Raw genomic sequence first — 14,001 nt, forward strand, 5'->3', positions numbered from 1 at the left:
CTCCAAAAAAATCATGATTGCATATCGAAACGCACTTTACAATCTGACTATCGTCAGGTAAGATCATTTCAACATGTCGGCCGACAGAGATCAATATACACGGAGGACCCTATGAGCACTTCTACTACCAGCCCTACACCTCAGCAACTCTGGGGAAGATCATTTATTTTCATCATGTTAGCCAACGCACTATTGTTTATGGCCTTTGAGATGTTACTTCCCACCTTGCCATTGTTCGTTTCCAGTTTGGGGGGAGAAGCTTCACAGATCGGTCTTGTTACCGGCATATTTATGTTTTCTGCCATTTTGATTCGACCCTTCACGTCCGTTTTAGCGACACGAATAGATAAAAAGTATCTGTTAATTATCGGCATAACCATCTGTGCATTCATGACAGGCGCATACTACCTATCGTCAGGTATTGGGATGATTCTTGTATTTCGAGTGATCCATGGATTCGGATTTGGTTTGGCAACAACCTATTTTGCGACGATTGCTACAGAAAACATTCCAAGAGATCGCCGAGGAGAAGGCATGGGGTATTTTGGGGTAGGCGAGACCGTCGCCATATCCATCGGTCCCTTGATTGGTACCAGTCTGTTGTTTAAGTATGACTATCAGAGCCTGTTTATGGGAGGCATGTGCATTTTGCTGCTAGCTCTCCTGATGGCAGTGTTTGTATCCAGAAAGCCCAAGGGGTTACCTGATAACGAAAACGCTGAACTTCCTGCCGCAACCGTTAAGTTGATCGAAAAGAAAGTACTGTTTCCTTCGTTGTTGATCATGCTGGTTGGCATTGCTGCCGGCTCCATCATGTCCTTTGTGGCTTTATTTGCTGCCGAGAGAGAGTTCAACAATGTCGCTTGGTTTTTCTTTATCGTCGCTATTGCCAGCTTCGCCGTCCGATTGTTCTCCGGGAAAATGTTTGATCGACACGGTCCAGGCTCCGTGTTGTTGCCTTCTGCCGTGTTTGCAATCGCAGGACTACTCGTTCTGACGATCGCCCGGAATGATGTGCAGTTCCTGACAGCTGGCGCGTTATACGGCTTTGGCTTTGGTGCCATATTCCCGGCTATCCAGACCTGGTGTGTGAATCTTGTCGAGGAACATGAGCATGAAAATGCGATGGCTTCCTTCTTTAATTTTTTTGACCTCGGGATTGGCGGTGGTTCGTTGATCCTGGGCGTGGTGGCTTCTGCATTTTCCTATACGGTGGTGTATGCTATCTCTATAGGTATTTTTGTGGTATATATCTTGTTACATTCGGTATACTCCCAAAAACAGCAGAGGTATACCGCTCGCCAACTGGAGGTAGACATTGAGTAAAAAACGAATCAAGGAAATTGCCATTCAACATTTTAATCGTCTGGGTTACGAGGGGACCAAGATGGCGCAGATTGCCGAAGAAGCAGGCATTCGCAAGCAATCTCTGGCTTATCATTATTCATCCAAAAAAGCGTTATTGCTGGAGTTATACGAGGAAGTTGTGCAGGAGGAACAGCAGTTTGTACGCCAATTTTTCAGTGAGTCTGTTACCCAAACTCTGGATCAGCAACTGTATGCCTTTTTGCATGAACACAAAAATCGTTTCCTGACCCATCCGAACGTCGCTTTTATGTATATCCTGTCATTTATCACACCACTGGAGGTGCATGATTTTGTGTTGGCCCAATATCGAACGTACCTCGGAACACTGAAGGAAGAGTTAGCAGCCGTCTTTACCAAACATCCCGATATACGCCTGAGTCCGGAAGAAGCCACAGTAGCCTTTGTTACCATGATGGATGGATTGGATGTACAGCTCGTGTATGAGACACGGCAATCCTATGAACAAGCTCTGGCGACCACCTGGAATGTCTTCTGGTCAGGCATCCAACGCTAACCGATGGATACGATGAGACTACACAAATAAGAGGGGTGCCCCGTCAGCCATGTTAATGACTTTTGGGACAGCCCCTCTAATTCTTTATTTCACAGTTAGGATCACACGTTGATAATGCTTCAACTGATGCTCTCCATCGTCCTGTACTTCAGCAACGATATGAATGGTATCGCCCGATTTGGCATCGTCAGGAACAGTGAATGTCACCGTTTCGGTATCACTGCCCTGCAATTTTATCGTATCCACCTGCTCGCCCTTGGCAAGTTCACGATGCAAGCCAAGCTGCAGATCACCCCCCATTTCGGGCTGAACTTTGTTCGGTTCTACTTTGGAATCCTTATAGGTGTCCGCTTCGAAATATCTCCACCACGTATAGGTCAGTTGATCTCCATCCGGGTCCGTGCCTTCTGCGTGAAGAGTAACTTCTTCCCCAGGACTTACACTTAGATCCAGCCCTTCCTTAATTGTTATGGATGGATTGTGGTTGGCACCTTCGTAAGTGTCTGCAACTGCCCAATCTGCACGTGCTGCAAAATCATCCTGGATATCGTCAAACCATCTCATCAAAGAATATTCGGCTTCATATCGTTTGGTGTAAGGATCGTAATCAAGCACATTGTTTCTATACAGCTTGTCGTTCACAACGCCAAAGCGTCCTCCCCAACCGCCGTAGGAAGGGTCTTCCATACTGCGCAGCCCATTATCGATCAGATAAAAGAAGGATGGAGAGTCACCCTCGGATATGAAATCGTATTTGTCATACTGCGGATTGTTCTTGAGATATTCAGCACTTCCCCGCTGTTCTTCGGCTAGTTCGCCTTCGATCATTTTGCCGTCACCCATCGACGCATACATATCCATCAGCTTGCCATGTCCGTTCAGGATATTCTTGACCATCCAGTCACCATGAAGCTTGCTGTTCACTTCTTCGGCATGCATCTTCCATGCGTAGGCAAAATGCCAGAAGTTCGATTGGTCGTTGAGAATGCGGATATCCGGCCAATTTTTCGCAATGTATTCGTTGTAGCTGTCATCCTGATCCAGGATGATATACAGGACAAGTTTGTCGCTCACTTTTTTGCGAATCGTTTCCCACTCAGCCGTGTCTTTGTACTGTTCCTCAATTGATTTCAGCGCTCTGGCTGTGGTATTGGTGCCACCCCATGTCTGAACAATCAGGTCTCGGGAATCATTGTCAAGGAAAAGGGTTTTGAGGAACTCGGAACCTTCGGTTTCCTTATCCATCTCCCCTTTATCTGAGATATTACCGATCTTGGTCATCGCTCGAAGCTGTTCCGGCTCCGGGTAGCCCTCCGCATGTTTGGACAAGTTCGGATAGATCTCGCCATAGGCATCGATCATGTCGTACACCCACTGTGTACCTGTCCAGCGGAACGGTTTGATCCCTGCTTCCTCATCTCCTACATAATGGTACACTGAGCTGGTCAGTACGATCCCGGCGAGGTCCATCTCATTGGAATACAAGAGGAACCGAATAACCGAGTTCATATCATCCACTTCACCGTCGGTTGTAATCACCGTTCTGCCTTTGGCAGCTTGGTCATTTGCAGGTTTCTGGGTTTCATTTTCGGTCTGCTCTGTCGCCGGATTTCGTGTGTCACTCGCAGTCTCTGGTGCTTTGGATGCACATCCACTAATCACCAGAATTAAACTGAGACAACCTGCGGCCAATCCTTTTAACCATGTTTTCTTGTTCATAATGCTCCCCTTTCTTCTGTAAAGCGTGTTGTAAGTGTTGGGATACGTACGTTCTCTGTTTTTCTATCGTTAATATGGACCGTAAAATGCAAAAAAACCCGAACATCACTATGAATGGGATCAAGTCCACGCATAATGATACTCAGGTTTTGCCTGCCCGAAGCAGTAACAATCCTTATTTGAGTGAAAGTATATCATGTTCAACAATGAATGTAAACGTATTCAAATGTTTTTGAATTCATCTTTGATATTGTATAATGCCTATAGCGAACAAAAGAATCAAACGAATTGGCATGATACTACATAATGTTATCAGGAGGAATCAGCCATCATGCAACAACTGGATGCGGCCTTGAGCCGTTTTATAGAACAGCAGGATTTATATAATAAAGCTTACGGACTTTTCAAAAATCATGATCTGCGCCCTCGTGAACAACAACACCAGGTGGAAGTAGATACACGAATAACTCTTTCTCCAGAACTTGAGTATCTGTACAGTCACTATGAAATGGTAGATGCCCAAGCTGAAGGTACACTCAAAATGAAAAATGCCGCCGTTGAGATCGGTGATGCTGCATTGATCTTCTTTGTCGCACCTGAACATCTGCATCGTCAGCAATTGGGTTACCGCTGGATTGGTATGAATGAACCTTATGAGGAGTCTTCCACTTGGCCAACAAACCACGTCGTCATCGCAAACTTTAATGATGATCCGTTAATTGTAGATGTGGATGCACCGAACTCTCCCGTATATGCCGCCTTTACAGGGGGAGAGCCAAACCGTGTTGCTAATTCGCTGTCAGACTTTTTCAGTGCACTAACCTTCCTGATTGAAGCGGCACGCACCTATGCCGGAGAATTGAAAGATGAAGAAACCTATGAGACCAAGCCCGAGGTTCTGGAGCATGTGGAGCCTTTATTGCAGGATCTATTGGGAGAGGAATATACTGCGCATCTCTTCGAGTATCTGTCATTTTGTTAAGCCGTTGAATTGAAGAAATTGGAGGGGCATCCCTATGATCTATGTGGCTTTGCTACGGGGTATTAATGTAGGCGGGAACAACAAAATTAATATGAAGCAATTGAAAGAAACGTTTGAACAAGCAGGCATGTTGGATGTCGTTACATACATCAACTCTGGCAATATTATTTTTGCTGATCATCAAGAACGTGCCGATGCGAATAGGGAGATATCCCTTGTGTTGGAAAAGGCTATCGCCGCCGACTTCGGCTTACAGATCAGGGTGATGGTGCGGAATATGGATGAAATTCAGAGTGTTATTGAAGCAATCCCGGAAGAATGGACTAATGATGACACGGCCAAAAGTGATGTAATGTTCCTCTGGGATGAGGTCAATGAGCCCTCCGTGCTGGACCAATTGCCCATTAAACCGGAAATCGGCACACTGATTTATGTTCCCGGAGCCATTTTGTATTCAGTCAGCAGAGAGGATGCATCCAAAAGTGGCATGAACAAGCTTGTGGGTTCCAAAGTCTATGCTTATATGACCGTAAGAAACGTGAATACCACACGTAAGATATATGCACTAATGCAGGCCGCAGCCGAGAATTAAATTAGAATCAGCAAAATGGATATTAAATCTGATATTCAACGATCCCTCTTCCAATTCAGTCTAAATTAAAACATGCAGAAAACATCCTTATGGATGTCTCCTGCATGTTTTTCACCATATAAGGAAACAATTGTTTTCTATTCCCTATGGTTTTTAGTTAATTTGAATGCGTCTGCGAGATTGATCATCACCAGGGCGTTTTGGAATCTCAAGCTTCAGCACACCATCTTCCAATCTGGCCCTGATATGCTCTTCATCAATATGATCTACATAGAAACGCCGGATAAATTCGCCTGAACGACGCTCCTGCCGAATGATCCGATTGGAGTCATCCTTCTGTTCCAGCACCTCATTACGTTTGGCACGAATAATCAATTCTTTACCTTCAACTTGAATGTCTATATCCTCTTTGGCAATGCCCGGAAGCTCGGCTTCTACCAAATATTTGTCTTCTTCCTCACGAATGTCGGTACGAAATGGCTGGGAGCCAGTCCCAAAAGGGGAGAGGAATGAGTTCTCAACCATGTCATTGAAGGATTTCAACATGTGTCCGAACGGGTCTTCATTTCGCTTACGAAACGGAATCAGATCAAACATGAAAATCAGCTCCTTTTGTGTGGTTGGTTTATTGGTGTTGCTTACATGGATTATTATAATACTCGTGCAAATAAGGCTCAAAGTCCGTAAAAGACGAAAAAAAACGATTTTCTTTCACCATGGTTCACTATTTTAAAATAGATCCTTTTTTTCTTTTATTTTGACCTTTTTTGACTTTCTGACTTTGTCTGACTATAACGAATGAATGTTTTACATAACTTGCTGGCTTCTCTTATTTCTTTTTAACATTTCATCTCTATACTAAAACAATTGCACACACCATCACACACGAAACGATAAAGGGGATCTGGAACATTGAAAAAGAGAAATCAATGGCTTGCCGTTCTGTCGATGACCGCCATTCTTAGTGCAGGAGCAACCAGCTACACATCAATGATTCATGCCGCTGACGCAACTAAACCTGCCAACGATCATGTTGCACTGCGTACAGCCATCCAAAATATGCAAGGTACGGTCACATGGAACGGAAGCAGTCGCAGTGTTGATATCCAGATCGCAGATACTAAAGTCCAACTTCCTATAGGAACGTCCTCAGCAACCATCAACGGTGTAAAAACGCCTTTGGACAGTAAAAGCTATATCACCAAAGGTACAACGTATGTATCTTCCCAAACGCTAAAATTAATTACGGATCAACTGATCCTGAAACAAAATAAAACCGGTTTTGAGCGGACCGCATCGTTTCAGATGCCCGGTGGCAAAGCAGAAATATCAGCCTCTACGCCAGATGGACAGCGCCTGCTCGTCACCGAAGCAGACAATGGCAGTATTTCTGTATTGGATATTGCTGACTTAAAAAACATCAACGTATTGAAAACGGTCAGCTTCCATGACCTCTCCGCCAAAGCTGAAGTCACCAGTGTAACGGTGTCCAAAGATGGCCAATACGGTCTGGCTGTTATTCGTACAGGGGATACGGACAGTGAAGCAAATAAAGGATTGCTTGCCATAGTGGATCTGACAACCTACAAAACTGTAAAAACATATGAACTTGGTATTGGTCCTGACTCGATTGCTCTGTCACCTGATGGTCTGCATGCGGTGATTGCCATAGAAGACGAAGAACTGAATAAAGCTACCGATGAAATTGACTATGCCAACGCCAAACGTCCGGGTAGCATTATGGTTGTATCTTTTGCTGGCGGGAACGTATTGGAGGGTGAAATCACGAACTTGCCGGTATCACTGGACCATGTTGAAGGCGCCATCTATCCTCATGATCCACAACCGGAGTATGTTGCCATTAGTCCGGATAGCAAAACAGCAGCCATCACGCTACAGGAGAACAACGTCGTTGCCATCGTAGATTTGGAGACCAAAAAGATCAGCTCCATCTTCGCTCTCGGTACCACCTCACATCAAGCGGATCTGAAAGATGACGGTATGGTTCAGTTCAAAGAGACATTGACAGCTCGTTATGAACCGGATGGAATTGCTTTCTCGGCAGATGGTAAATACCTGCTGACAGCTAATGAAGGAGACTTGGGCAAGAATGAATTTGAGGATGGGGTAAAAGCAGGCGGACGCAATATTGCTGTTTGGGATCTGCAAGGCAAGCGGATGTACGATAGCCAGAACCTCATTGACACGGCAACCGCCATGGTTGGCTTGTACCCGGATGATCGCAGTCCCAACAAAGGCAGCGAAGTGGAGAATCTGACCGTTGCTACTGTGGACGGTACAACATATGCAGCGGTAGCTTCCGAACGGGCAGATGCCATTCTGTTCTTCGATCTTGCTGATCCGGTCAATCCGAACTACCTGGGTCTGATTCCTACAGCCGGAGAATCACCAGAAGGAATCCATCGGGTTAACGGACGCAGCCTGTTTGTTAGTGCTGATGAAAGCACCGGAACACTTAGTTTTTTTGCCAAGAAATAGATGGCGTGTCCATGGCCAGCAAAGGCTGAAATAAACAGTTTCAGGCTGTATTGAGGAGGAAGGGGCGAAGAGCCCCTGTCCTCTCATACTGTTGAACACGCTATTCCACGTATCCACATATGGTATGTACAGACGGTTAACGAGACTTTATATTCTCCAAAGCCCGCCTGTTCCGCTCTACCTCCTCTTGCAATACTCGTACTTCCATCCTTAATGCAGATACTTCCTCTTTGACGCCAGACCTCTTCATCACAAGATAGAACACCAGATATAATACGAGACCCATCATGATGAAGAAAATCAATAGAGTTATAATCCCCGCAATTCCATAAGAGCTACTCATAATGTACACGCTCCCCTCTCTATGTTATTAATTTATATTTACAACAATACCATATTTAAGCATGACGAACAGTACAAAAGCCAAGAGAATATGCTCCCTTGGCTTTCAATTTATCTATATACCTTTTATCTATATATACCTTCCTATCCGGTGATCCTTATTCCCAGAAGAAACGGCCTGCGAACACTTTTTCCGTCAACAGTTTGTATGTTTCTTCTGGCAATTCTTTTTTCATCTTCGCCATTACGGCTTCTTTGCCTTGATTATATTGTGTGGACATGCCAATCTCTGCGGTTGTATTGCTTGCATCCAGACGCATGATCGGTGCTTGTGCATCTTTCGTCCAAGGTGTCCATGCCGCAAGCTCAGGGGAACCACCCGTACCTGGATTGCCTGTGTACAGGAACTGTTTCAGGTATGCTGCCATCGCGGTGGACAACTCATCACGTCCTGGTTTGTTCGTCTCGCTAAAGTACCCCTCAGGGAAATAGGCAGCAATTCCGTCCGCGTGTCCTGTATAGAAGTCCATATCCGCACCATGTGGTGCGCCCAGTAACGTGAGCAAACGCTCAGAGATGACCCCAGGTTGTGTTCCCCAAGCGAAACGATAAGCATATACCGGCGGCTGACCTGCTTCACTGGTCAATTGCTCCGCTACACGCTCTGCATTAAAGCCTGCATAAGCTTCGCTACCATATTTCAGAGCAGCAGCATATTGCTCCGCCTTGGTTTTATCAGTGAACAGGGTTCCATCCGCAATAGCTGGAGCGAAGTTTGGATCACCAAAGGCAAATCCGGAGAACTCCGTTTCCAGGCTGCCCAGCAACACAGGTACTTTCTTGTAATTGCCTTTAAGGATGGCGTCAAATCCTTCTTTTGGAATCACTGTACCATCCCGGAACAGATGCGGGAATGGCTCCATACGGATTGCAGTTGCACCAAACGCAGTGACCAGCTTGTCCGCAGGCAGTGCACGCAGGTAACTCTCCAGCAGTGCCGGAGATTGCTTGCTTATCCACGCATTTGCTTCTTCTGCATTAGCCGCTTTCCCCTCTTGTACGAGTAGCTTCACGAGTACATCCTGAGATTTTTGCTCACCTTCTTCCGGTGATGCTGTCGTCAATCCTCCGCTGAAAGCAACTGCTTTTTGATACAGTCCTTTGTTAAGTGGAGAGATCAGTGTTGCCAGCACATCACGTGCACCAGCAGATTGTCCTGCTAACGTAACATTGCCAGTATCTCCGCCAAAACCTTCAATATTATCCTGCACCCACTCTAATGCACGGAATGCGTCGAGCAGACCATAGTTACCTGAGTCATCCAGGGCATTGCCTGTTTTCAACGCTGCATTCTGGAAGAATCCAAGGGCTCCCAGACGGTAGTTCACGGAGATGATGATACTGTTGGTGCTCCGTGCAAGCTGTTCACCTTGAAAATCTTTGCCTGATCCGGTCATATTCCCGCCGCCGTGCAGGAACACCATCACCGGAAGTTTCGAACTGGTTGTGTCGGGACGCCAGATATTGAGGTACAGTGAATCCTCGCTGCCTGCTGTATTCTTGCCAGAGATCTGCAAGCTGTTCGCTGCAAATTCCTTAGCCGATCTCGTTCCTGTCCAAGCTTCTGGTTCTTGTGGGGCTTTCCAACGCAGTTCACCTACCGGAGGTGCGGCGTATGGAACACCAAGCCAGCCGAGCGTGCCATATTGCTCATAGGTTATTCCATCAATTGTGCCATATTTGGTCTGTTGCACCGTTTGAGGTTGGAACGCACCAGCTTCTTTATGTTTCAACCAGTTCTGTTCCAAGGTTCCACTGCCATTCTTGAGCTGCACTTGCAAAGCCTGCGCGGTTGCCTCCGCCATCAGGCGATTGGTAAGTTCACTCGCACCCTTCCCTTGAAGTGCCTTGATTCCTTTCCCAGCCGCATAGGTGGACGCCGCTCCCTGCTCATAATCCGTACCCGCTTCATAGCCAAGCACCTTCAGCAGCATTTCCGCATAACCTTCCGCTGTCAGTGGTGCATTAGGTTCAAACTTCTCCGTTCCTGTTACAATCTCAGACACATACGGATGCTGCTTCAAGTAACCAACGACCGGTTGTAATACTTTGCCTGCCTGAGCTGCATCGTCATACGTTTCCGATCCCTGATAAGCGAGTGCTTCTTTCTCCAATCCGGACAAACGCAAGTAAAGTACTGCGGCCTGAATACGTGTAGCTTTTTTATTCAGATAAGCCGCATTAACCCCTTGACCACTGCCACGAATAAGCTCCGATTGGATCAGCTTGTCCATCGCTGCTGAAGAAGAGGTTGCTGTATTGCCTGCTGCATATGCCGGTAACCCGGATACACATAACCCCAGAATTGTTGCAATGGCAATTGAACGTTTAATGGTTTTCATGTCATAAATCTCCTCGCTGTCGAATAGTGTGTGATGGGATAATTGCATTGGAAATGTGCATCTTTGAATCAGTATTCCAATGTCTGGATGAGTCTATTTCTCTATTTAGGAAAACTTAAATCTGCTGCGCTCCTTTCTGCTTGAAATATGTGCTACGGCGCTTGCGGTCATGCTATCAGGCATTTTTTTATATAAAAAAACCTGAACCGAAGGCAAACAGACATCGCTTTAGCGCGATCTGCTGCCCTCAATTCAGGTTTTGCCTGCAATCAGTAACAACCCTGAGGAATGAGGCTCATTCCATATAATAATGTAAACGCAATCATTCGTCTGATGAACAAAGAACCAACGAATGAACTGACACAGGTATTGCCCTAAACACGGTTACAATCCTGTTGTTATGGTGATGTTAGCACATAATGTAAGCGTTCGCAATATCTTTTTTTTAAATTATCTTCATATTCTCCATGAAGGGACTAACCAGAAAAACCCGCATTTTCATGCGGGCCTGAACTTAACTTCCATCATGATGATCCAGACTGCTAACTCTTAATCATGGATATCGACCATTCTATAAATCTGTTGTTTACAGCGTACGTGCCAACTTCTCCAGCAGTTCCACCGCAGGGGCCAATACCGCTTCATCAATATCAAATTCGGGATGATGATGCGGGGCAGGTAACTCGCTGCCAACAATCATATACGTGGCTTTGCCGCCTTGCTCCTGAACTCGCCGGATCATATAGCTGGCATCCTCGCTGCCGAGAGCAGCACTATCCGAAATGGCCTCCGCATCAGTGAACCCAGCGATGCCTTCTGCTTGCTGAACCGCAAGCTCTGCAAGTTCCATATCACATCGAATCGGAATAGCACTTCCGACCACCTCAACGGTAGCGGTTAGTTCGTGCATGGCTGCGCTATGCTCAATGATGTTCCGCACGCGGCGCTCCAGCTCTCGATTCGTCTCTTCACTGGTTGAACGTGTCTCAATAACCATGCGGGCATGCTCAGCAATAATATTGGCCCCTGTCCCACCTTCCAGAATGCCTACATTAATCCGGGTATCTGCCGAGCTGAACCGGGGAAGTGCATGAATGTTGAGCATGGCGGTCGCTGCGCCCAGCAGCGCGTTCCGTCCTTCCTCCGGTGTAGCCCCTGCATGGGAAGATACACCGGTGAAATGTGCTTCCAGCTTGGTCGTTGCCAGGAATCCGGCAGACGCACCTCTAATATGGCCGGATGGCACACCAGTACCCAAGTGCATACAGAACAGGCGATCCACCTGTTCCAGCATTCCTTTTTCGACCATAGCATATGCTCCGCGCACACCTTCTTCGGCAGGCTGGAATAACAGCCGGATCTTGCCGGCAAACTTCCGGTTACTCAACCGTTCTGCAAGCGCTAGTCCAATCGTTGTATGCCCATCGTGTGCACAAGCATGCATAATGCCTTCATGACGGGAACGAAATAGTGCCGCTTGCGGCGCATGTTGTTCCAACTCGCTCTCACGGATCGGCAATGCATCCATATCGAAGCGGAACGCCGTCGTTGGCCCCTCCTGCTCCCCTTGAATTTCAGCGACAACGGCGGTGAATCCTCCTCGCATCTGCTCCACGATCACCGAATCTGCACCTTCACGGAGGGCACGCTGATATGCATCTTCCAAGACTTCGGGCTTCGGCATCCCCCGCCGTGATGTGTCATCAATTGCATCTTTTCCGTAAGTGACGCTATACCCCAGTTCCGTCAGGATTTGCACCACTTTGGTCGCAGTACGAAATTCCGTAAATCCCAATTCAGGATGTGCATGCAGGTCCCGGCGAAGCGCGATAATATCCATCATGTTTTTTCCCCTCTCTCCAACCTCTATCTATTTGATCTTGTATACAGTCCTACACGACTCATTCAACCTTATACGTCACTAAGCTTGCTCCTGCTGATCTCCTACAATCTTGCGTTTACTCCCGGACCAAGCGGCAAGTTGAAGGCGTACCATAGAATGACCATAACCACCCACACCGAGAAGAACGCAATCGAATATGGCAAAATCAGTGAATAATACGTTCCCAGCTTCGCATCTTTACGGTACTCCTGCAGAAATCCTACGAACAGCGGTACAAAAGGCGATACCGGAGCCAATGGAATAATGACCGAATCGGATACCCGGAAAATAACCTGAGTGAATGCCGGATGGAATCCGAGCAGCATCATCATTGGAATAAACACCGGGGCAAGAATGGACCAGATTGCTGATCCACTTGCGATAAACATCGTCAGCAATGCCGACAGGAAAATTAATCCGATCACTACCGGAATACCGTTAATGCCTGTCTTTTCCAGCAAATCTGTAATTGTAAGTGCCAGAAATTTGCCCATGTTGCTCCAGTTGAACATCGCCACGAATTGGGACAACGGGAACACCATCACGATAAAACCAGCCATCGTTTTGATCGGTTCAATGAGCAGTTTCGGCAGATCGTTCTGATTTTGGATCACTTTCAATTTAATGCCGTAAGTCAGCGCTACGGTAAAGAAGAACAGTAAAATGACAGGAACAATCCCGGCCAGGAAAGGCGAACCCATGACACTTCCCGTTTCCGGGTTACGAAGAACGCCATTCGAAGGGATCACCATGAATGAAATGACTGCGATAAAAAGCAATGCAGCAATCCCCGATGCACGTAGTGCCCGGTTTTCTTCAGGCGTAGGTGCTTCGAGCTTATAGACCCGCTCCCCTTCGTAACGGCCCAGACGTGGTTCCAGGAATCTGTCCGTTATGAACCCGGCAACGAGAGTCAGCACAATAACCGAAGCGGACATAAAGTACCAGTTATCCAGAACCGTAACGCCCACATTGGGATCTACAGAGGTCGCAATCTCAGTACTAATGCCTGACAGCAATACATCGGTGGTCACAATGAGCATATTGGCTGTAAAACCAGCCCCAACCCCTGCAATGGCGGCAATCAATCCGGCAACCGGATGTCTGCCTACCGCGAGAAAAATCAGCGCTCCAAGTGGAGGCATGATTACAAGCGCTGCATCCGAGGACACATGGCTGAAAAAAGCGATGAAAATGACAAGATAACTGGCGTAACGCGCAGGTACCCGAACAGCCATTTTACGCATAACCGCTTCGAGAAGACCCACTTTCTCCGCCAGACCAATGCCCAGCACCAGAGCCAGGATGGAAGCCAGTGGTTTGAAATCAGCAAAGTTCTTGACCACATTCGGCAACAGCCACTGAATTCCCTCCCTGCTCAGCAAGTTCTTGACATGTACCTGTTCCCCATCAATCGGGTTATGTGCCGTCGCATTAAAGAGCGATAACACCAGTGTGGCAACCATCAGGGCGACAATGAGATAGATAAACAATAAAAACGGATTGGGAAGCTTGTTCCCTACTTTCTCTACCCAACCAAAAAGTCCTGTGTTCTCCTGTCTGTCCGCTTTGACCATGCAAACTACCCCCTGACTGTGATGGAACTGCCTCTGGATAGACTGAACAAGTCTGATGAAGGTCTTGTCCCCGTTAGCAGATCATTAACGTACATTTAACGAAAATGTCGTAATTTTAGGACAT

11 protein-coding genes are annotated in these 14,001 nt (G+C 46.8%); 5 read left to right on the forward strand and 6 right to left on the reverse strand.

Annotation, left to right across the window (positions count from 1 at the left end; all coding sequences use genetic code 11):
• The first annotated feature begins 111 nt into the window (after positions 1-111).
• Both AB4111_RS17510 and AB4111_RS17515 read left to right on the forward strand, forming a co-directional pair.
• Complete coding sequence (locus AB4111_RS17510) at positions 112-1,326, forward strand: MFS transporter (protein ID WP_442032541.1); 1,215 nt, start codon at positions 112-114, stop codon at positions 1,324-1,326.
• On the forward strand, positions 1,319-1,882 hold the full coding sequence (locus AB4111_RS17515; protein WP_442032542.1) for a TetR/AcrR family transcriptional regulator: 564 nt from the start codon (positions 1,319-1,321) through the stop codon (positions 1,880-1,882). The genes AB4111_RS17510 and AB4111_RS17515 overlap by 8 nt, the downstream gene beginning before the upstream one ends.
• An 84-nt stretch (positions 1,883-1,966) precedes the next feature.
• On the opposite strand, the gene AB4111_RS17520 is transcribed toward AB4111_RS17515, so the two are convergent.
• The gene (locus AB4111_RS17520) at positions 1,967-3,601 is read right to left on the reverse strand and encodes a nucleoside hydrolase-like domain-containing protein (RefSeq protein ID WP_442032543.1); all 1,635 of its coding nucleotides are present in this window, start codon (positions 3,599-3,601) and stop codon (positions 1,967-1,969) included.
• A gap of 331 nt (positions 3,602-3,932) precedes the next feature.
• On the opposite strand from AB4111_RS17520, the gene AB4111_RS17525 reads away from it, so the two are divergent.
• Positions 3,933-4,583 (forward strand): hypothetical protein, encoded by a 651-nt coding sequence (locus AB4111_RS17525; RefSeq protein ID WP_442032544.1) that lies wholly within the window; start codon positions 3,933-3,935, stop codon positions 4,581-4,583.
• A gap of 34 nt (positions 4,584-4,617) precedes the next feature.
• Positions 4,618-5,175, forward strand: a complete 558-nt coding sequence (locus AB4111_RS17530) for a DUF1697 domain-containing protein (protein WP_442032545.1) — start codon at positions 4,618-4,620, stop codon at positions 5,173-5,175.
• A gap of 153 nt (positions 5,176-5,328) precedes the next feature.
• Here AB4111_RS17530 and AB4111_RS17535 read toward each other — a convergent pair whose 3' ends face one another.
• The gene (locus AB4111_RS17535; RefSeq protein WP_442032546.1) at positions 5,329-5,772 is read right to left on the reverse strand and encodes an Hsp20/alpha crystallin family protein; all 444 of its coding nucleotides are present in this window, start codon (positions 5,770-5,772) and stop codon (positions 5,329-5,331) included.
• Positions 5,773-6,087: 315 nt separating this feature from the next.
• Here AB4111_RS17535 and AB4111_RS17540 point away from each other — a divergent pair, with 315 nt between their 5' ends.
• Positions 6,088-7,674, forward strand: coding sequence for a choice-of-anchor I domain-containing protein (locus AB4111_RS17540; RefSeq protein WP_442032547.1), 1,587 nt, complete (start codon positions 6,088-6,090; stop codon positions 7,672-7,674).
• A 136-nt stretch (positions 7,675-7,810) separates the two neighbouring features.
• Here AB4111_RS17540 and AB4111_RS17545 read toward each other — a convergent pair whose 3' ends face one another.
• From AB4111_RS17545 to AB4111_RS17560, 4 genes are all read right to left on the reverse strand, one after another.
• Positions 7,811-8,017, reverse strand: a complete 207-nt coding sequence (locus tag AB4111_RS17545) for a hypothetical protein (protein WP_442032548.1) — start codon at positions 8,015-8,017, stop codon at positions 7,811-7,813.
• A 157-nt stretch (positions 8,018-8,174) separates the two neighbouring features.
• Positions 8,175-10,418, reverse strand: a complete 2,244-nt coding sequence (locus tag AB4111_RS17550) for a carboxylesterase/lipase family protein (protein ID WP_442032549.1) — start codon at positions 10,416-10,418, stop codon at positions 8,175-8,177.
• A 586-nt stretch (positions 10,419-11,004) separates the two neighbouring features.
• Positions 11,005-12,261, reverse strand: a complete 1,257-nt coding sequence (locus AB4111_RS17555; protein ID WP_442032550.1) for an amidohydrolase — start codon at positions 12,259-12,261, stop codon at positions 11,005-11,007.
• Positions 12,262-12,362: 101 nt separating this feature from the next.
• The gene (locus AB4111_RS17560; RefSeq protein ID WP_442032551.1) at positions 12,363-13,877 is read right to left on the reverse strand and encodes an AbgT family transporter; all 1,515 of its coding nucleotides are present in this window, start codon (positions 13,875-13,877) and stop codon (positions 12,363-12,365) included.
• Positions 13,878-14,001 lie beyond the last annotated feature (124 nt).

The organism is Paenibacillus sp. 2KB_22 (assembly GCF_052115745.1).
Taxonomy (GTDB): Bacteria; Bacillota; Bacilli; order Paenibacillales; family Paenibacillaceae; genus Paenibacillus.

Bases quoted from the DNA above. Each gene is read 5' to 3' on its own strand.
- AB4111_RS17510 (WP_442032541.1), top strand. From the start codon at position 112: ATGAGCACTTCTACTACCAGCCCTACACCTCAGCAACTCTGGGGAAGA.
- AB4111_RS17520 (WP_442032543.1), bottom strand. From the start codon at position 3,601: ATGAACAAGAAAACATGGTTAAAAGGATTGGCCGCAGGTTGTCTCAGT.
- AB4111_RS17525 (WP_442032544.1), top strand. From the start codon at position 3,933: ATGCAACAACTGGATGCGGCCTTGAGCCGTTTTATAGAACAGCAGGAT.
- AB4111_RS17530 (WP_442032545.1), top strand. From the start codon at position 4,618: ATGATCTATGTGGCTTTGCTACGGGGTATTAATGTAGGCGGGAACAAC.
- AB4111_RS17535 (WP_442032546.1), bottom strand. From the start codon at position 5,772: ATGTTTGATCTGATTCCGTTTCGTAAGCGAAATGAAGACCCGTTCGGA.
- AB4111_RS17545 (WP_442032548.1), bottom strand. From the start codon at position 8,017: ATGAGTAGCTCTTATGGAATTGCGGGGATTATAACTCTATTGATTTTC.
- AB4111_RS17550 (WP_442032549.1), bottom strand. From the start codon at position 10,418: ATGAAAACCATTAAACGTTCAATTGCCATTGCAACAATTCTGGGGTTA.
- AB4111_RS17555 (WP_442032550.1), bottom strand. From the start codon at position 12,261: ATGATGGATATTATCGCGCTTCGCCGGGACCTGCATGCACATCCTGAA.
- AB4111_RS17560 (WP_442032551.1), bottom strand. From the start codon at position 13,877: ATGGTCAAAGCGGACAGACAGGAGAACACAGGACTTTTTGGTTGGGTA.